This window comes from Pseudarthrobacter sp. GQ63 (assembly GCF_059758765.1).
The window spans coordinates 19,837-38,439 of the sequence record NZ_JCAXEF010000002.1; the positions used below are offsets into that span (position 1 = coordinate 19,837).

20 protein-coding genes and 2 pseudogenes are annotated in these 18,603 nt (G+C 63.5%); 14 read left to right on the forward strand and 8 right to left on the reverse strand.

Going from position 1 to position 18,603, the window contains the following annotated elements:
- Positions 1-143: 143 nt before the first annotated feature.
- The 3 genes and pseudogenes from AC6CHP_RS04585 to AC6CHP_RS04595 form a co-directional block, all read right to left on the reverse strand.
- A pseudogene (locus AC6CHP_RS04585) lies at positions 144-263 on the reverse strand (AMIN-like domain-containing (lipo)protein); the annotation flags it as partial.
- Positions 264-352: 89 nt separating this feature from the next.
- Positions 353-523 (reverse strand): hypothetical protein, encoded by a 171-nt coding sequence (locus AC6CHP_RS04590; RefSeq protein ID WP_498228320.1) that lies wholly within the window; start codon positions 521-523, stop codon positions 353-355.
- A gap of 651 nt (positions 524-1,174) precedes the next feature.
- Complete coding sequence (locus AC6CHP_RS04595; RefSeq protein ID WP_498228321.1) at positions 1,175-1,624, reverse strand: peptidase inhibitor family I36 protein; 450 nt, start codon at positions 1,622-1,624, stop codon at positions 1,175-1,177.
- Between the two features lie 390 nt (positions 1,625-2,014).
- Between AC6CHP_RS04595 and AC6CHP_RS04600 the strand changes: the two genes are divergently transcribed.
- Both AC6CHP_RS04600 and AC6CHP_RS04605 read left to right on the forward strand, forming a co-directional pair.
- Complete coding sequence (locus AC6CHP_RS04600) at positions 2,015-2,446, forward strand: DUF6308 family protein (protein ID WP_377090138.1); 432 nt, start codon at positions 2,015-2,017, stop codon at positions 2,444-2,446.
- 301 nt (positions 2,447-2,747) lie between these two features.
- Positions 2,748-3,050, forward strand: coding sequence for a hypothetical protein (locus AC6CHP_RS04605; RefSeq protein ID WP_188729965.1), 303 nt, complete (start codon positions 2,748-2,750; stop codon positions 3,048-3,050).
- Positions 3,051-3,612: 562 nt separating this feature from the next.
- Here the strand turns inward: AC6CHP_RS04605 and AC6CHP_RS04610 are convergent.
- Together AC6CHP_RS04610 and AC6CHP_RS04615 are read right to left on the reverse strand one after the other, a co-directional pair.
- Positions 3,613-4,884: an SLC13 family permease gene (locus AC6CHP_RS04610; RefSeq protein ID WP_498228322.1), complete on the reverse strand. Its 1,272-nt coding sequence runs from the start codon at positions 4,882-4,884 to the stop codon at positions 3,613-3,615.
- 3 nt (positions 4,885-4,887) lie between these two features.
- Positions 4,888-5,634 carry a GntR family transcriptional regulator gene (locus AC6CHP_RS04615; RefSeq protein WP_498228323.1) on the reverse strand — a complete coding sequence of 249 codons (747 nt, stop codon included), beginning with the start codon at positions 5,632-5,634 and terminating at the stop codon, positions 4,888-4,890.
- A gap of 75 nt (positions 5,635-5,709) precedes the next feature.
- Between AC6CHP_RS04615 and AC6CHP_RS04620 the strand changes: the two genes are divergently transcribed.
- From AC6CHP_RS04620 to AC6CHP_RS04675, 12 genes and pseudogenes are all read left to right on the forward strand, one after another.
- Positions 5,710-6,558 (forward strand): amidohydrolase family protein, encoded by an 849-nt coding sequence (locus AC6CHP_RS04620; RefSeq protein WP_498228324.1) that lies wholly within the window; start codon positions 5,710-5,712, stop codon positions 6,556-6,558.
- A 362-nt stretch (positions 6,559-6,920) separates the two neighbouring features.
- Positions 6,921-7,808 (forward strand): aldo/keto reductase, encoded by an 888-nt coding sequence (locus AC6CHP_RS04625; protein WP_188729956.1) that lies wholly within the window; start codon positions 6,921-6,923, stop codon positions 7,806-7,808.
- 1 nt (position 7,809) lies between these two features.
- Positions 7,810-8,751: a helix-turn-helix transcriptional regulator gene (locus AC6CHP_RS04630; RefSeq protein ID WP_188729955.1), complete on the forward strand. Its 942-nt coding sequence runs from the start codon at positions 7,810-7,812 to the stop codon at positions 8,749-8,751.
- Positions 8,748-9,653 carry an aldo/keto reductase gene (locus AC6CHP_RS04635; protein WP_188729953.1) on the forward strand — a complete coding sequence of 302 codons (906 nt, stop codon included), beginning with the start codon at positions 8,748-8,750 and terminating at the stop codon, positions 9,651-9,653. Before AC6CHP_RS04630 ends, AC6CHP_RS04635 begins: the two co-directional genes overlap by 4 nt.
- Before the next feature lie 32 nt (positions 9,654-9,685).
- On the forward strand, positions 9,686-10,672 hold the full coding sequence (locus AC6CHP_RS04640) for an aldo/keto reductase (protein ID WP_498228325.1): 987 nt from the start codon (positions 9,686-9,688) through the stop codon (positions 10,670-10,672).
- Positions 10,673-10,868: 196 nt separating this feature from the next.
- Positions 10,869-11,765 (forward strand): helix-turn-helix transcriptional regulator, encoded by an 897-nt coding sequence (locus tag AC6CHP_RS04645; RefSeq protein WP_498228326.1) that lies wholly within the window; start codon positions 10,869-10,871, stop codon positions 11,763-11,765.
- A 55-nt stretch (positions 11,766-11,820) separates the two neighbouring features.
- Complete coding sequence (locus AC6CHP_RS04650) at positions 11,821-12,486, forward strand: SDR family NAD(P)-dependent oxidoreductase (protein ID WP_498228327.1); 666 nt, start codon at positions 11,821-11,823, stop codon at positions 12,484-12,486.
- A gap of 53 nt (positions 12,487-12,539) precedes the next feature.
- Positions 12,540-13,307: a glucose 1-dehydrogenase gene (locus AC6CHP_RS04655; protein ID WP_498228328.1), complete on the forward strand. Its 768-nt coding sequence runs from the start codon at positions 12,540-12,542 to the stop codon at positions 13,305-13,307.
- A 617-nt stretch (positions 13,308-13,924) separates the two neighbouring features.
- Positions 13,925-14,047 (forward strand): hypothetical protein, encoded by a 123-nt coding sequence (locus AC6CHP_RS04660; RefSeq protein ID WP_498228329.1) that lies wholly within the window; start codon positions 13,925-13,927, stop codon positions 14,045-14,047.
- Between the two features lie 56 nt (positions 14,048-14,103).
- Positions 14,104-14,304 (forward strand): annotated as a pseudogene (locus AC6CHP_RS04665) (cyclophilin-like fold protein); the annotation flags it as partial.
- Positions 14,301-14,477, forward strand: a complete 177-nt coding sequence (locus AC6CHP_RS04670) for an alpha/beta hydrolase family protein (RefSeq protein ID WP_229675325.1) — start codon at positions 14,301-14,303, stop codon at positions 14,475-14,477. The pseudogene AC6CHP_RS04665 and the gene AC6CHP_RS04670, both read left to right, overlap by 4 nt.
- A 182-nt stretch (positions 14,478-14,659) precedes the next feature.
- Entirely contained in the window at positions 14,660-15,610 is a 951-nt protein-coding gene (locus AC6CHP_RS04675) for an aldo/keto reductase (protein ID WP_498228330.1), read from the forward strand.
- Positions 15,611-15,771: 161 nt separating this feature from the next.
- Here AC6CHP_RS04675 and AC6CHP_RS04680 read toward each other — a convergent pair whose 3' ends face one another.
- The 3 genes from AC6CHP_RS04680 to AC6CHP_RS04690 all read right to left on the reverse strand — a co-directional run bounded on the left by AC6CHP_RS04680 (position 15,772) and on the right by AC6CHP_RS04690 (position 18,092).
- On the reverse strand, positions 15,772-16,266 hold the full coding sequence (locus AC6CHP_RS04680; protein WP_188729941.1) for a DUF6644 family protein: 495 nt from the start codon (positions 16,264-16,266) through the stop codon (positions 15,772-15,774).
- Positions 16,259-17,023, reverse strand: a complete 765-nt coding sequence (locus tag AC6CHP_RS04685; RefSeq protein WP_229675324.1) for a hypothetical protein — start codon at positions 17,021-17,023, stop codon at positions 16,259-16,261. The genes AC6CHP_RS04680 and AC6CHP_RS04685 overlap by 8 nt, the downstream gene beginning before the upstream one ends.
- Positions 17,024-17,084: 61 nt before the next feature.
- Positions 17,085-18,092: an SDR family NAD(P)-dependent oxidoreductase gene (locus AC6CHP_RS04690; RefSeq protein ID WP_498228331.1), complete on the reverse strand. Its 1,008-nt coding sequence runs from the start codon at positions 18,090-18,092 to the stop codon at positions 17,085-17,087.
- Positions 18,093-18,603 lie beyond the last annotated feature (511 nt).

Consider the following 18,603-nt stretch of genomic DNA (forward strand, 5'->3'; position numbering starts at 1 on the left):
GTCGTTACAGGTTCGGGGCCGCCCGCGGCACCGGATCCGGGCAGACCTGCGGCGGCACCGTCGCCCCAGCCCCTCAATCTTATGACTGGGCTTCGTCGTGGGGAACCCTTTGCCCAGTAGCTGTCTTCCTGGGTGCCAGCCGTACGGGCGCGGACGCCCAGGCCGATGCTGGTGGAGCCTTCGAAGCTTCCGGCGTAAACCACTTGCCGGAAGGTCTGGTAGCCGGCCACGTTGGACAGCTCAGCCTTGGCGGCCGGGTTGTAGTTGACGTTGCAGTTCTGTTTGGTGACGATGCCGTCCAGGATGCGGCTGCACTCATCAGGCGCGTCATCAGCAAGGCACTCAGGCGCGACTAAGCGGCCCTTTCACCGGAGCCCGGCATTTCCGCCTTCTGGGCCGTGCGTCTGACCTGGGATGGTGGCCGGCGCCTGGCTCTGACCACCATAATCAGCATCGTCAGGACGGTGACCGTCCAGGCGATCGCGGCGAGGAACACCAAGACGATCGCCACTAAGGGGTGCATGAAGAAAGTCTAGGACCGTGCCGCCTCGATTCCCGGACGCAACTCCGCAGGATGGGAGCACGAAAAAGGTGCGCCCCTTTAGCTGAGCGCACCCTTCTCGATTCCCCTTCACACCACCGGATCCCCATCCGATTGGATCCATCATAAGCATGCTTAGCAATAGGTGTGCAAGCCCGCGGTCTACACCGCGACAGGTGTTCCAGCCGGCACATGCTCGTGGCTGTCTGTTGGATAGCGTCCTCCATCTCGGGGACGAGCGGAGGCGCGTCTGAGAACGTGGCGGCCGACGGCGTGAGCGACGCAACAGCGAGCTCCTCGGCGGCGTCGGCCTGATCTTGACCGCGGTCTTCACAACGCTTGGCCTCATCCTCATCGTTTCCGGACTGAGGGGGAGACGACGGGACAGAGTCCGCAGTTCGAACGTGGACAGTGGTGCGGCAGAGTCCGGACGGACGAACGTGGAGGTTCCAGCGCACACAGCCATCCGGTTTGTCAGGCCCGCACCATTCGTTCCGGACGTGGCCGACACCCAGCAACGGGTGCCGGCCTTTCTCTGTCCAGCTGACTCGCGTCCTATGAAGTCACTCCGCAGCGCCAGCGTCCCTGGCGCTGCGGAGAAGGCCCGGCGTTACAGCCTCGGCCAGTCAAAGGCTAGGCCCAGGACTGGTCCCGGTCGAGGCAGGCACCGCCGTTGTAAGCTACGTGGATTGAGCTGACCCTGTTTTTCATCGCGCCCAGGTTGAGACGTTCCCCCGGTTGGATGTACCAGGCGTAGCCTTCGCATCCGGGGTTGTCGTAGATGGTGATGTACGCGTACGTGTTGTTGATCAGGGATGCTGCGTTGTTGTTGACCTGGACGCCCCATCCGTTCCGTCCGACGGGGCCGTCGGTGAATAGCTCGTTGCCCATGGTGGCGTCGCTGTTGGCGTAGTCGGCGCGTGCGCCCTGAAGATCGGAGTTGAAGTAGAAGCACACGCGGGCTGACGGACACGCGGTTCCTGTGCCCGACGCATTGGCAGCAGGCGCGCCCGCCAGGAATGTGCTGGCTCCGAGCGCCAGTACAGCCGCAGCAGTAGCCGCTTTATGCGTTGCAAGTTTCATGAAGTTCCCCAGTCATTTTTGTAGTCGGACGAACCAATATCGTCCGGGTCACCCAGCGGAGGCGCCGTCATCATTCTCTGGCATTGACCTCTTGCGGGCCATCGGGACACCTCCCCAAATCCCAGGGGAAGGGACAAGCCCTCCATCCGTCGTCGGCCCCTTAATCCTGTGGCGGCACGGGACTAAGTGTCACAGTCCCGGCAAAAGACTTAGTAGGCCTGGCTGAGCCGGAAACGGCAGCGCGGACCACAGGGCTACCTGAGCAGATCCCCGCCGACGTGCCACTGAGCAGCCTCAGCAGCACCGAAGCAACAGCCCTGCGCACGGACCAAGGTCCCGCCGCCCTGCTCTCTAGAGTCCACCGCAGCACGCAAGACAAACCGCTGGGGCATCGGCGCGACGACCGCGAGCACGATCATGGCCATGAAGCGGCCACATCTGATTCCCATCTGGGATGAAAGGATCGGTGATGTCATTGGAGCGGGCAGTTCTAAAGACCAGCGGATGAACTGGCACCGTCTCCTCACCGACGCAACCGGCCTGCCTGAGCGCCTGGCGGAGATCAACCGGCTCTCGGACGTGGAACAGTCACTCTCCGAGCTGCGCGTCATGGACGTGATCCTGTGGTGCTACGGGAAAGGCCATGGACGCGGTGTCAGCCGCGGGGCTGGCCGAAAGCGAACAAGAGTCCATCCCGGGAAGCTTGGTACAAGGTTTTTCTACCCTGGTCTCATCGCAGTGATGGTAGCGGTGTTTTTGTGGCTTGCCCGCAACGTACTCCTTGAGGCGCTGCCGTTCTTTGGTGCACGCCATAGACACTGATTTCACTGCCGCCCAAAGCCGGAGAAAACCGCCGCGTTATACGAGCTACTGGCACACCGAGCGCACGTCAGCGTGCGGCGACCCCGCCTACGACCTCTGAAGGAAGCGGAGCATTGGGGACCGACGACGAAGCCGGGGTCCGCTGGCATGGGGGGGGCACCAGATGGCTGTCCGACGCCGGCCGCCCCAAGTTTACTCTGCGGTCTCGCGTCACTCGCTGACCCGATCCAAGTATCATCCCGGACGGCATGTGCGAAAGTAAGTGGGCAACCTACCTCGGGGAGACACGAAGAAGTCAGCTGTGCCCGATGACCTGCAAAGAAGGTTCAAGAAATGGGACGCGAACGGTCGACCGTTGACCTTTCGTCAGCTACGCCCCATGAAGGCGCTAGTAGAGCAGCGTTCATTCCAGCTTCGCGTGGCGGAGGCACTGGTAGACGGTCTCTCTGCTGATCTCAAAGTTACGGGCAAGGAGCGCTTGATCAGCTCGGCGGCCCTATCCGGCATCAGCGCGTTTTCCGCCCGTTGTCGGGCTGCGCTGCTTGGCGAGGGCGATGCCTTCCCGCTGGCGTTCTCTATTGAGAATACGGCGAAGGCGCTATGACGGAGAGCAAGAGCTCGGCATGGGGGAATGACCGCGAGTAAAGACCAGGCGCTCTTTGACGAACTCCACACGCACACCCTTGTGTGAGGCGTTGGACCAGGGCGCCCGCAGATCGTCCACGTTGAAGCCGAGTAGTCCATGCTGTGCACAACCACAGTGTCCCCATCCCGGTTTAATCGTAGAAGTTCAGTGAGTTGCGGGCGGGTGTGTTGGATTAGGCTGCATCACTGGCGTACGCGTTTTTGGACGTGGAGTTTGTCGGCGTGGAGGAACAGTCTGCGGGTGTCTGCGCCGTTTGGGGTGACCCAGAATACGCTGCCGTCCAAGGCGAGCATGTCTATGATTCCTGACGTCACGAGTTTGCCGTTCTCGTAGACATCTATCTGGTCGCCACGGTGTAGTCGCGTCCAGTTGGGGATCGGTTCTGTGTGGTGGGCTGGCATGGCCATCCTTCAAGGTGCTGACCGGCGGAGCAGCGAGACTGATGCTCACGTCGTTGGTCAGATTGGGGACAAGTGAGAAGGCGGGCTGAGAGTTCAACCCGCCTTCTCTTGGCAGTGGGTTAGATCACGACGAACAGGAGCCAGGCCAGCAGGGGTGCTGCGACGATCATGGACATTCCCCAGATCATCATGCCGCGGAAGGTCTTTTCTCGTTTTTCTTCTTCAGTGTTGGCGACGACGAGTGCGCCGCCGGTGGAGAAGGGGCTGGAATCGACGGCCGAGGCGGCGATGCAGAGGGCGATCACGAAGCCCAGAACGCCGATGGAGCCGGTAGTGAGCAGCGGTGCTGCCAGTGGGACGAGCACGACGAACATGGCGTTGGTGGAGGCGAAGGCTGATACCACGCCTGCCACGACCAGCATCATGAGTGCGGCGAGGAGGGGTGTGCCGATGCCGGCGACGGAGTTGGCGAGTTCTTTGATGACGCCGGCGGTTTCGAGCATGCTGATGTAGGTGACGATTCCGCCGATGAGGAGGATGACGTTCCAGCCGATGTGGCCGAGGGCTTCCTTTGAGTGCTGCGGGTAGAGGGCCGACAGGGTCACGGCGGCGGCGAGGGCGAGGAACCCAACGTCGAGCTTGAAGCCCAGGGCGCCAACCAGAATGCTGACCATCAGTACCAGGGTGACTATTTTCTGGCCGGTCCAGGTTGCGGTCTTCGTGATGGTCGCGGTCCCGCCCCCCAAGTATGAGGTGGTGGGGTCGGCGGTCTCTTCTTCGCGTCCGCGGCGCATGAGCTCGGGTCCTCCGAGGAGGATGAACGCGACGGCGTTGATGACTACGTTGGCGATGAAGGTCCAGAGGAAGAGTTGGCCGGCATCGACTGAGATGCCGACTTTGTCCAGGACGCCGTCGACGATGTTGTAGTAGACGGCGATGGGGGAGAATCCGCCGGCGTTGGTGCCGTTGATGATGCACAGGCCCACGAGCAGTGGGGTGATCCTGTAGCGCTGGGCGAACGCAAGGCCCACGGGGATGAGGATGGCGTTGGTGGCTGCGGAGAGCGCGCCGGATCCGGTGATGATGGCGGCGAGGATGAAGAATACCCATGGGACCAGGGCAACCCGTCCCCGCACAGCGCCTACCGCGCCTCCAACGATCTGGTCGATGGTGCCGTTGGCCCGGGCCATGCCGAAGAGGTAGGTAACGCCCAAGAGTGTGATGAGGAGACTGCCTGGAAATCCGGAGGCGATTCCGGAGGCTGTCTGGCCGAAGTACAGTACGCCGAGGAGGAAGGCGACAACCAGGGCGACGGCGCCCATGTTGATTTTGCGCCACATTGAGAGGCCGAAGATGAGGACAAGGCCGGAAACGGCCACGAGTTCTTGCATGGCTTAGTTGATCTCCACTTGGTATCGGAATGATGATGCCAGCCCATAGGACTCGCGGTACTCGGCAACGTCGCCGGTGTGGGTGCGTGCGATGCGGTTGATTTTGACGAGGGGGTCCCCGCCTTTGCAGTTCAGAAGTACGGCCCGGCCGTCGGTTGCCCGGGTGACCGAAAGTTCCTCGGTGGCCGAGCCGATGATGAGGCCGATCCGGTTTTCGTATTCCGGATACAGCAGGCTGCCGAGCTCATTGAGGTCAATCTCAGCGATCGGCTGAAACTGCGGCAGCGGGAGCCAGATGTCTTCGACCAGGAAAGGGGTGTCCTGCCACAAACGAAGACGGTGCAGGTGCAATACCGGGGAATGTCCCTGGACGTTCAGCGCGGCAGCAACGTGGGCGGGCGCGTCCAGCGTGTTCCGTTCGAGGATGCGGCTGCCGGGGGTCTGTCCGGTCCCTCCCTGCATCCGGAAGAAACGGAACAGGGAGTGCTGGAATGTAGCCCGACGAACATACGTGCCGCGTCCCTGGTGACGTTCCAGGATCCCGTCGGCGGCGAGTTCGGCAAGGACGCGCCGCAGCGTTCCCACTGAGATGCCGTACTCCGCAGCCAAGGCGGACTCGGGCGGCAGCGGTGTTGTGCTGGCCCATTCGTTCGCCCGGACGCGCCGGATCAGGTCGTCTTTGACCCGGGCGTGAAGCGGCAGTCGCTGATCGGTCTGAGCCAAAGCCGGGGAGCTGGAAGCTTGTGTCATGCCTCACAGCGTAGAACAAATACCTTTATAGGTCTAGTCCTATAAAGGTTTACTTGATTCGGCTAGAGTTGTTGCATGCTTGGACTGCCCCCCGCCGCGATAGACACCCACGCGCATATCTTTATTCCAACTCTTACGCCCGTGGCTGATGCCAGGTACGTGCCGGATTACGCCGCCACCTTGGATCAGTACCTTGACGTGCTGAGCGCCCACGATGTGGACCGGGGCGTTCTGGTTCAACCGAGCTTCCTGGGATCGGATAACAGCTATCTGCTGTCCGCCCTCGCGTCCGCACCGGACCGGCTTCGCGGAGTCATTGTGGTGTCACCCGCACAAATCCGCTCCGAACTCTCCGAAGGGAAAGTGGAAAACCTGCACGGGTCAGGGATCCGCGGTGTCCGGCTAAATCTCATAGGCCAGCCAATTCCGGACCTCTTGAATCCAGCATGGCAATCCGCAGCCGCCGCAATGGCAAAGCATGGATGGCACCTGGAAATCCAGGCTTCCGGGCAGCAGTGGCTCCACCTCGCCCCGGCTCTTCGAGCCTGGCCCGGGAAGCTGGTCATAGACCACTTGGGACTTCCAAAACCTGAACATCCCGACGCCACCAACATGGTGCTTGAACTCGCCCTTCTGGAACATGTCTGGGTCAAAGTTTCCGGCCCGTACCGGTCCTCGCGCCAAGAAACCGAAACAGTATTCGCCGGGCTCGTCGAGCGGGGTTGCGCAGACAGGCTGGTCTTTGGCAGCGACTGGCCATTCACCAGGCACGAAGAACATACATTTACGGAAGTCTTGGCCTGGGCCCAAGCCCTAGCGGGGGAAGATCTCCTCCGGAAAATGATGACAGCAAACCCTGCTTCCCTCCTCGGCTGGCCGGCACCATCCGATGACCAGGCCTCAGAGCCAATGCTCCATTTGTGATCAGCGTCTGTACCTCCAGATCCGGAACCTGAGATGACGCATTTCAGCTGAGTTTCACAAGGCTGACTGATTGTCGGGAAGGAACGTCGTCGCCGTGCACCGGCCACAGGGTGCGGTGCGTGGCCAACCCAAGGAGGCCAGTCGTCCTGACCGGGGGAGGCCGAATGGGTACCCAATAATTTACCCAGCAACAGCCGAGGCGCATAGTATCTGACGGCGTTTCTGCAGAGATCCTTGAGGCCCCGTCAGACGCTCCACCTGCGCGGGTGCTGCCAGGGGTGGTCTGGCAGACCACTGTTTATCCCGCCCTTCCGAGAGGCCGTGGCAGCGGGTTGACTTGAGGGTGGACCGAGAGGATTTACATGACAGCGAAGACGATCTCCCTGAACAACGGTGTGGAGATGCCGGCTATGGGGCTTGGGGTATTGCAGAGTGAGGGCGGCGAGGCGACGTCGGCGGTGTCGACGGCGTTGAAGTCGGGGTACCGGCTGATTGATACTGCGGCAGCTTATTTCAATGAGCGCGAAGTCGGTCAGGGCATTCGTGACTCGGGAGTGGACCGTGGAGATATTTTTCTCACGACGAAGCTGTGGATGACTGATTATGGATTCGAAGGTGCGCTGCGCGCTTTCGATACGAGCATCGCGAAGCTCGGTGTGGACTACCTCGACTTGTACTTGCTGCACTGGCCTTGGCCAGCGAACGTCAGCCAGACCATCGCCGCCTTCAAGGCGGCCGAACGCCTGCTCGCCGAGGGACGGGTTCGCGCGATCGGAGTTGCGAACTTCAAACCCGATCACTTGCGGGCGCTCGTGAGGGAGACGGACGTGGTGCCGGCGGTGAACCAGGTCGAGCTGCACCCGAACTTCCAGCAGCCTGACCAGGTCGCCCTGCACCGGGAGCTAAGCATTGTGACACAGGCGTGGTCGCCGATCGGCGGTGTGTACGGCTGGGCAGGCGAAAACGGTGCTGTTCGCCCGCTGCAGAACGAAACCATCCAGGCCATCGCCGAGGCGCACGGAAAGACCCCCGCCCAGGTGATCCTGCGCTGGCATCTGCAGGAGGGGCGCAGCGCCATCCCCAAGTCCGTGACCCCCGAACGGATCGTCGAGAATGTTGACGTGTTCGACTTCGAGCTGCCTGCCTGGGACATGGCGGCCATCGCAAAGCTCGACACCGGCCGGCGAGGTGCAATCGACCCTGACGATGCAACTCCTGAGGTTATTGACCTCACCATCGATGCGGCCTGAGATGTCCTCTCAAGAGGAGATCAGCAGCTTCCTTACCTCGCGGCGGGCACGGATCAGCCCCGAGCAGGCGGGCGTGCCGGTTTTCGCCGGCAACCGGCGTGTCCCAGGCCTCCGGAGGGAAGAAGTCGCGCACCTGGCGGGCGTTAGCACGGACTACTACTCGAAACTTGAGCGAGGAAATACGCGGGGCGCTTCCCGCGAGGTCCTCGATGCTATCGCCCGCGCCCTGCAGTTGGACGACACCGAGCGCGAGCATCTGATGAATCTCGTAGACATCACAACATCTCCGCATCGACGAAAAGCCCGTCCTCAGAGCCGGACGGTAGTGGCCCCGGGAACGCAGGCGGTGCTTGATGCCATGACCGTTCCCGCCCTGGTGCAGAACTCCCGGTTGGACTTCGTCGCAGTCAACCGCCTTGGGGCCGCTTTATATGGTCTCCACTATCCGGCCAAGAGCGGCCAACTGTTCAACGCCGCGCGGTTCCAATTCCTCGACAGCCAGGCACAGGATTTCTTCGTCGACTTCGAGCGGGCCAAAAGAAATGCAGTCGCGTTGCTGCATCAAGCGGCTGGGCGGGACCCGTTTGACGACGAACTCATCAGGCTCGTCGGCCAGCTTTCCACTCAGAGCCCGGAGTTCCGGGCGCTCTGGGCATCCCACGACGTCATCCGCTACCAGCGCGGCACCAAAAGATACCGGCACCCGGGCGTGGGTGACCTCGAGTTCGGCTACGAGTCATTCGACCTCACTACCGAACCCGGCCTGACCATGCTCGTTTACACCATCGAGCCGCACTCTCCCACGGCCGAACGGATGGCACTTCTTGGCGCCTGGGCCAAAACCCCCGTCACCATCGACAGCCATGAAACAGACACAGACGCCGCGCCACACGCCGCCCCAGACGGCCAATCCCGATCACTTTTCCTACCGGAGGACCCATGAACAATGCAATGACACTGAACAACCCACTGGCACTGAACAACGGCGTGCGCATGCCTGCACTGGGCTACGGCGTCTTCCAGAGCGCACCGGAAGAAACTGCAGTTGCAGTCGAGGCGGCCCTGGCCGCCGGTTACCGGCATATCGATACGGCCGCAGGGTACGGAAATGAACGCGAAGTCGGGGAGGGCATCCGCCGCTCCGGCGTTGACCGGGACGATGTATTCATTGAAACCAAGGTCTGGGTCAGCGACTACGGCTACGACCAGACGCTGCACGCGTTCGAGAAAAGCGCGGCGAAGCTCGGAGTCTCACAGATCGATCTGCTCATCCTGCACCAGCCCATGCCGCAGCACTTCGAGCGCACCCTCGAGGCGTACCGGGCCCTTGAGCAACTTCTCGCGGACGGGCGCGTGCGTTCCATTGGCGTCAGTAACTTCATGCCGCATCACCTGGCGGCGTTGCGCGAGCGAACCACTGTGGTCCCAGCGGTAAACCAGGTGGAACTGCACCCGTATTTCACCCAGCCCGCCGTGCAGCGTGCCAACACTCAGCTCGGAATTGTCACGCAGGCGTGGTCACCGATCGGCGGCATCACCTTCTACCCGGGATGGGGAGAAAACCGCGAGAGCGTTTTGGAGGATCCGACGATTGGCCGTATCGCCGAGGCACACGGCAAGACCCCTGCCCAGGTGATGCTGCGCTGGCACCTGCAACGGGGCCGGTCCGTGATTCCCAAGTCAACAAACGCGGAACGGATCGCGCAGAACATCGATGTGTTCGACTTCGCCCTCACGGACGACCAGCTCAAGAACATCGACGCGCTTGACCGCGGCGTGCGTGGCGGACCCGATCCCGACGACGTCGACCCCTCGACGTGGAACCTCGAGATCCCGGAACTCTGAGCCCGTCACGTTCGACGAAAGGAAAAACTACTATGCACACACGGACTCTGGGCCGCAGCCTCGAAGTGTCCGCAGTCGGTTTGGGCTGTATGGGAATGTCCCAGGGTTACGGACCCAACCCGGGGGACCGCGCCGACATGGTCCGTGTCCTGCGGTCAGCGCTCGATTCTGGGGTCACATTCTTCGATACGGCCGAGGTGTATGGCCCCTATGTTAATGAGGAACTCGTCGGGGAAGCCTTGGAACCCGTGCGTGACCAGGTGGTGATCGCCACGAAGTTCGGATGGCAGATCGAGAGCGGCAAAAGCATCGGCCTCGACAGCCGTCCCGAGCAGATCCGCCGGGTCGCCGAGGAATCGCTCAACCGCCTGCGCACCGACGTCATTGACCTGTTCTACCAGCATCGCGTCGACCCCTCGGTGCCCATCGAGGACGTTGCCGGGACGGTCGGAGAACTCGTTGAGGAAGGAAAGGTCAGGCATTTCGGCCTCTCAGAGGCATCAGCGGCGACCATCCGCCGTGCGCACGCGACGTTTCCGGTCACAGCGCTTCAGAGCGAGTACTCGTTGTGGACGCGGGACCCGGAGCCTGAGGTGCTCCCCACATTGTGGGAGCTTGGAATCGGGTTCGTTCCCTTCAGCCCGCTCGGCAAAGGCTTCCTCACCGGCACGGTCGGCGCGACGACAACGTTTGACCCGGCCGACATCCGCGCCAGCATCCCTCGGTTTGAACAACAGAACCGAACCGCCAACAGGGCTCTCGTCGACTTCATCACTGAGCTTGCCCGCAGCAAAGAATCCACGCCAGGGCAGATCGCCCTCGCGTGGCTGCTAGCCCAGAATCCGTCCATCGTCCCGATCCCCGGAACCCGCCGGACCCCGCGGGTCGAAGAGAATGCCTCCTCGACGACGGTGGCGCTGTCAGCCGACAACCTTCACGATCTCGACTCTCTCGCGCGACGCCTCGGCGTCGCCGGTGACCGATACAACCCCCATCACCTAGCACTCGTGAGTCGTTAGCCCGTCGACACGTTGATGGGATCGTAGATCGCCGGGCGAATTTTCCCCACACCGGGAGCATTGCATTGGTCCCGTGGGACCAGCCTTTTCTGAAGGAGGGGGCAGGCCCGCCCTGAGCTCGCTCTGAAGGGGCTTTCGGGAGGGAGGCCCTGGAAGGGACTCCCTCTTGCCCGGGGGTTGGCCTAGCGTGGAAAGCATGGACAACCGAGCTGAAGTACGCGAATTCCTCGTTTCGCGGCGTGCCCAGGTTTCGCCCCAGCAGGCTGGTTTGCCTGCCGGGGCGAACCGGCGCGTCAAGGGTTTACGGCGAAGCGAAGTGGCAATCCTTGCCGGTTTGAGCGTTGAGTACTACACGCGCCTGGAGCGCGGGGCCATCAGCGGCGCCTCTGGCCAGGTGCTGGAGAGCATCGCCAGGGCTTTGCGCCTGGACGACGCCGAGCGGGCGCACCTGTTCGACCTTGCGCAAGCTGCGGGCCCGGCCGCGCGGCCGCCGCGGCGGCGGAGCTCGAAGTCCTATGTGCCGCACCAGAGCCTGCAGTGGGCCCTTGATGCGGTCACGGCCGGTCCCGCGTTCGTCCGCAACGGCCGGATGGATCTGTTGGCCGGCAACCCCCTGATGCGTGCGTTCTACACGGACTGCTATGACATGCCCGGCCAGCCACCGAACATCGCCCGGTTCACGTTCCTGGATGAACGGGCCCGCCGGTTCTATCCGGATTGGGATGCCTTTGCGGAGGTGACTGTTTCGATCCTGCGGACGGAGGCTGGCCGGGATCCGCGCAACAAAGAACTCCATGACCTCGTCGGTGAGCTGGGAACCCGCAGCGAGGAGTTCCGCAAGCTGTGGGGTGAGCACAACGTCCGCCATCACGGCACCGGGTTCAAGACCTTCAACCATCCCATCGTGGGCGAGATGACCCTGGCGTTCGAGGGATTGGAGATGGCCGCCGAGCCGGGACTGACGCTCACGATCTACACAGCTGAGCCCGGATCGCCGTCGGCTGAGCGCATGCAGCTGCTCGCCTCGTGGGCGGCCAGCGAGTACGGGAATGCCGTCCATGCTGAACCTGGACGGACCCGGACAGAGAGCTGACGCAGAGCCCGGCACTGGGGGCACCGTGCCGAAGGTCCTTCACGAAAGAGAACACATGAAAACCACCATCGCAATTATCGGTGCAGGGCCGGGCCTGGGTCTTGCCTCTGCCCGACGCTTCGGAGCCGAGGGCTTCAACGTTGCCCTCCTGTCCCGTAGCCAGGACCACGTTGACGCCCTTGCCGCTGAACTGGCCGGTGCCGGGGTCATCGCCCGCGGGTACGCCACGGACGTCCGTGACCAGCAGTCCCTGACGTCTGCCCTTACCCACGCCGCCGACGAACTGGGGCTTATCGAAATCCTCCAGTACAGCCCCGTGCCGTCCAAGGAGTATTTACGGCCCGTTCTTGAAACAACGTTCGAAGAGCTGCGCTCGGCGCTTGAATTCTCCGCGCTCGGCGCTGCCGCTGCCATGAACGCGGTCCTTCCCGGCATGCGTGCGCTGGGGCGCGGGACCGCCCTGTTTATCAACGGCTCCAGCGCCGTCCGGCCCAATCACAACTACGCCGGCACCTCCGCCGCCTTCGCCGCAGAATCCGCGTACGCCCAGATGCTCCACGACGCCCTGGCCCCGGAAGGAATCCACGTAGCGCAGCTCATCATCCCGTTGGGCATCGGCGGAGGCAACCCAGCGCACGAACCGGCCGCCCTGTCCGAAACCCTCTGGCGGATCTACAGCGACGGGACCGGCTTCCGAACCTTCGTGACACCACTCGATTGAGCTCCACGAGCCTCAACCACGGGCAACATCTACAGATGGGCAGGAAAAGGACTATGACCATGGTCAGCTATGCCTTCAACGGCAAGGTCGCCTTCGTCACGGGCGGGAGCGCGGGGATGGGCGCAGCAACAGCGCGGGCGTTCGCCGAGGCCGGCGCCGCCGTCGCCATTGCAGATCTCGACGGCGGCGCGGCCGAGCGGTTTGCGGCTGAACTCCATGCCGCAGGGCACCGTGCCCTCGCCATTCAATGTGACGTCTCCGACGAAGCCGCGGTGCAAACGGCCGTTGCCCGCACAGTAGACGCCTTCGGCGGTCTCGATATGGCGTTCAACAACGCGGGGATCATGCTTCCGCCGGTGGACTCTGCCGACGAGACGGCCGAAGCGTTCGACAGGATCGTCGCCGTCAACCTCCGCGGCGTGTGGGCGTCCATGAAGCACGAGCTGGTGCAGATGCGAAAGCAGGGACACGGCGCCATCGTGAACTGTTCGTCGCTCGGAGGGCTCGTTGGAGGCAACGGCCGGGCCACCTACCACGCGACCAAACATGGGGTGATCGGACAGTCCAAGAGCGTCGCGCTGCAGTACGCGCCGCTCGGCGTGCGGGTCAACGCTGTGTGCCCCGGGACGATTGAAACGCCGATGGTTGCCAGGATGACCGCTGGAGGAGAACTGGATCCCGAAACCGCGGTTTCGTCCATCCCGCTGGGCAGGCTCGGACTGCCAGAGGAAGTAGCCGCCGCCGTCCTGTGGCTCTGCAGCGATGCCGCCAGCTACGTCACCGGCGTCGCGCTTCCGGTCGATGGCGGCTACACGGCCTGAAGAAACCCAGCTGCCGGAGGCGCTGAAGATCGGCTACTACGCGCCCGATCAGGCCCTTGTCCTCTATTCCGAGGGCGTCGGGTACTCCCACGGAATTGTGGGATCGGATCGTTCGATGACCTCGAGTCGATCCGGGACCAAACAAATGGTTTTACCGCCAGGCTGGCTCCCGCTGACTGAGCGGGAGGATACGGCTGCTCCGAACAGTCTCCACAAAAGGGGACAGCACCTCCTGCTGGACGCCGGTCCGCGTAGGCGGCGTTCCTGCTGAGGGCGGCCTTCCTGCTTAAGGGGGCCCTCCCGGTACCCCTACCAAGAGAGGCTCCCGCCCGCCGTCGTCAGCTGGTTTGCTGGAATGGACCCGATGCAGAGAGAAGAGGACCATCAGCCATGCGAACAAAGAATTGGACCCTGCTTGCGGTCGTCGCACTGGCATTCCACATCACTGGGTGCAGCGCCCCTTCGCCAGGCCAGGCTCTGGCCGGTACGTCACCGTCCGCCGCTCCGGGAACATTTTCGGATCCGGTTCTGATCGTTGACCTTCCCCGCAAGCCCGGCTCCGACCCCGCTCCGTGCCCCGAAGGCCCGGAGGTTGCTGTGAAAGGCGTGGACGAGGCATGAGCACCGAAGCGCGCGCGGCAGGCACTCCGATCACCATCAGCTTCGACGGTGCCGCCGTCAGTGGACGACTGTTGGGCAACGCGACTGCGCGCTCTTTGATCGACCGGCTTCCCCCCTGAAGCTTTCCTTCAGCGATTTCGGTGGACAGGAAAAGCTCGCATAACTTCCGGCGCCCCTCTCGCTCGACGGCGTTCCGTCCGGTGACGACGCCGATCCACTGACGATCGGGTACTACGCACCGGGCCAGGTCCTGGTCCTCTACTACGAGCACGTCGGTTATTACCCCGGGATCGTCCGGATCGGGACTTTCGATGATCTTGGGGCCATCCGGGACCTCAAAGGCCGCTTTACCGCGACCCTCAGCCTTGGATCGTGATCACCGGCGACCGGGCGCACTCCCGTGAATTCAGCGAGAAAGCCTACCGGCGTGCCATCGGTCCGAAGGAACTTTTCTGGGTTCCGGGTGCCTGGCATGTGGACCTCCACGACCGCACCGGCCTCATACCCTTCGACAGGCTCACGAGCTTCTTCCGCTGGACCCTGGTCTGATAGGGACGAAAAGCCGAACGCAAGAAGACTGCTCCCGGGAGCTGGGCTGGGATCTCAGTTCCGGCTCCCGGGAGCAGTTCTCTTGCCATCATCGACCGGCCTCTGCCTGAAGCGGCTACGACCGCTTGAGCGCGTCCGCGGCCCAGCACCGCCAGATCCCACCACCTACGAAAGGAAAGCCCTTGAAGACCGTCCCCCTCGGAACCACCGAGCTGAAGGTCCCAAACGTCGTGGCAGGCATGATGCGTATCGCCGGCGACTCCAACGAACAGATCCGCTCCCTCTATACGGCATCCCGGGATGCCGGGATCGACTTCTTCGACCACGCCGACCTGTATGGGTTCAACCACCCCGGCGGCGGCTTCCACCTGTGCGAGCGCCGCTTTGCCGAGGCCCTGCGGCTGCGCCCGTCCGAGCGGGAGCAGATCGTCCTTCAGACGAAGACCAGCATCGTCGACGACCCGTGGGGCTACGACCAGTCCTACGAGCACATCGTGTCCTCAGCCGAGGAGTCCCTGAAGGCACTGGGCACGGACTATCTCGATGTGCTGCTGCTGCACCGTCCGGACGCGCTTGTGGAGCCTGAAGAGGTTGCCCGCGCCTTCGACCACCTCCAGTCCAGCGGGAAGGTGCGCGCCTTCGGAGTCTCCAACCACACCCCCCGCCAAATCGAACTGCTGAAGACCGCGGTGAGGCAGCCGATCGTGGCGAACCAGGTGCAGCTGTCGCTTACGCATTCCACGATTATTGCCCAGGGCCTGTCGTCGAACATGACCGGCTTCGACGACTCGATCACCCGCGACGGCGGTGGGCTGGTCGATTACGCGCGGATCAACAAGATCACCCTGCAGGCCTGGTCGCCCTTCCAGAAGGGCTTCCAGGACGGCGTCTTCCTTGGCTCGCCCGATTACCCGGAGCTGAACGCCGGGCTTGACCGCCTCGCCGCGAAGTACCAGGTCACGCCGACGGCGATCGCGGTCGCGTGGATCACCCGTCACCCTGCGGGCATGCAGGTCGTGCTCGGCACCACGAAACCTGAGCGTGTCGCCGACGCTGCGGCAGGCTCCGACATCCCGCTGACCCGGAGCGAGTGGTACGGGCTGATTCAGGCTGCGGGCCACAACGTCCCCTGAGACGTCGCCACAGCGATCGCTCGCTGTCAGCCCTGTACCGGCGACGGACGAAAAGAACCCCGAGTCAGGCTGGACTCGGGGTTCTTCGTGGTCGACGACCGCGACGTTTGCGCCGGTATTGGTTCTGTCCATGCATGCCTTGGTTGCACGGCACGAGCACATCAGATGTAGGCCAGGAATCGTCCCGCGAAGATCACGCCCGTCCATGTCGACATCGATACGATCGCCGAGATGCGGGCCGCGACGGGTGCCGCGTGGGCATCCGCCAACGCATCGAGTCGAGGGTAGACACCACGGTGAAACACGAGGACGTTGAGCCCAGCCAGGAGCAGGAGTCCGAGCTTCCACGGCGCAGCACCTGAGCCGGCAACGCCGACGGCCTGCGCGCTGAACATCAGGATGCCTGTTACGACGGCGATGGCCAGGCCTAGGTGGGACACGGGCAGGAGATAGCGTGCGGCCTTCGTAACGGACACCAGGCGACGCCCGACGCCCAGCAGCCGGAGATCAAACGCGAAAGCCGGACCGACGAGCACAGCGATGCCAAGGATGTGGAGGCTTTCGAGCGTCGGATACATGAAGGGGGTGGAACGCACGGCGTTACCGACTGTGGAGTCCTGCAGCCAGCGCAGGATCGGTTCAAGCCATTCAGGCATCCTGGTCCCGTTCATCCTGGCGGGTACGGTGGCGTACGTAGAAGACGCTGCCCGCGGCCGCCGCGACGACGACAGCAGCGAACACAGCCCACACGACCCACGCCTCTGAGCCGCTGTCAGCGGCGGCATTGGCACCCTGTGCCGGAGGGGCCATCTCCACGGGATCCTCCACCGTGGAGGGCACGTCGGCTGGCTCGTCGCTTGCCTGCGCGGCGCCTGGCAGCGGCGCCCGGACGGGAAGCGTGTTGCCGATCACCTGGTTGACGGGCGCATTGTCGTCTCCGTACCAGAATGCGACCGGACGGAAGAGGCCGTCATCGGTGCTGTTGATGTATCCGACGCCTTGGAAGCGTTCTCCGACCTCCAGCTCGCGGTTCAAACCGTTGCTGCTTGACCACCATGGTGGAGCGATGATGATCTCAAGCTCGTCATGGGGTCCGTCATACGCGAGGGCGGCTTCGACCCGGATGCTGTCCTCTGGGCCTGACAGGTCCTCGGGGATCGGCAGGTCTGGAGTGCTGGCCGGCAGCTGGGCATCCAGTGTCACATCGAAAAGAGAATGCGGATCGCCCCAGATCCCTTCGGACGAGACGGTGCCGGCGATGTAGACAAGGTCGTTGGTTTCGAAGCCGTCCCAGCCGTGGTGCGCGGCTGCCGGTGATGCCGGAACCAGCGCCATTGCGGCCGTGACGAGCAGGGCCGCCGAGGCCAGAAGGCCGCGACTGCGTGGTCGGCCTGAGTGTGTGGAGACGGTCATTGTCGTCGATCCTTCGGTGTTGGGTGTATGGGTTCTCGTCCGGCGGGGATGGGGCCGGAGCTCAGCCTTCTGTGGGGAATGCGACGCCGGTCCGCTCGGCGTAGGCGGCTAGCAGCTGGTCCTGCGCCCGGGTGTCGTACACCAGTTCGTTCACGCGCGTCTCGACCTGCTGGTGGAAGAGGAACTCGCCGGTGACATCGCTGCCGGGCTCCACTCCCTCTGCGAGCCAGACCTGGGTCATGTAGCCGTCGCGCAGGCTGTCGGGCGTGGTGGTGTTGCCGTTGTGGAAGCCCATCAGGGTGGGGATCCAGCCGGGCGCGACGGCGTTCACCTGCCGGTCGGGCCACAGGCGGGCCGCCGCCGTTGCGATCATCGCCATGTGCAGCTTGCTGTCGCCGTAGCCGATACCCTCACCCGACCGCACCTCGTCGAGCCTCAGGCCGCCGCCGAGATGCAGGTCCGAAGAGAGGTAGCTCAACTGCCGCGGCGGGGTCACCAGCGCCGTGAGGAGGTACGGCGCGAGGGAGTTGGAGTTGAGCAGGTCGGAGTCCGGTAGCCCGTACTCGCCGGCATTGTGGATGATGACGTCGAACCTGCCGAGGGCGTTGATCTGCCCGGCCAACGCCCTCGTCTGTTCGAGGTCGAGCAGATCGCCGATCACGACGTCCTCGAGTCCAGGCAGGTCGCGGTGCACGTCCGCGGCGCGCTGCTCGTTCCGGGCGTGCGCGACGACGGTGTGCCCGCGCTTCAGGAGATAGGCGGCGGCGAGCTGCCCGGCGCCGGCGGTGGACCCGGTGATGAGGATGCGCTTCCTGTCGCCGTCGAGCGGTTGGACGTTCTCGTCGATCCACATCAGCTCGTCGGCGACCTGCCGGGTGTTGTACAGGCCGACTCCGTACTGGTCGCCCTGAGCCTGTACCCCGGTCGGGTCGGGCGCAGCGTCCCTGGGCGCGGGCGTCGGAGCGTCCTGCGGTGGAGTGCTGGTGCAGCCTGCCAGAATCCCCGCGCCAAGCGCTGCTCCGGTCAACAGGAGACCGCGTCTTGTCAGAGGCGCCGTAGTGAGCGTCATTTTAGTCGTATCCTTCATTCGGCCAGCGACCGCCATAATGATCTGTTGCGCGTCCAGCAACTTGATCTGGTCGGCGTCCTTGGTCCTGCCGAGATGGCAGTTCCGGTCAGTCGCATCGCGGAGCCCTTACAGATTGGTCCGAGCAGTACTCCATCCATGGAACACGGAGAAGAAGCACAGCGGGAGTCCCTGTCGAGAGGGGTACCAGGAGGGACTCCCACCCCTGAGATCGCCGGGGTTCGCTGGATATGTACGGCCTCCACCAACCCAGAAAGGGCCATCATGACCCCTCGGCAGACTCCCGTGAATGGATGGGCGCGGAGCACACCGGCCGCGGGCTGCAGCGCCGTCGCCCGCTGAAGTGGACTAGGCGAGTTAAGGTGTTGCACTCACCACCTGAACTCGCCGCCGCAGGTCTATGGTCAACGACCCGGGTTTGGACGTAACGCCGCAGTAACGCCCACGCCATTAGGGTCCCACTACCTTTACGTTGCGTTCACGGTGCCCGGGG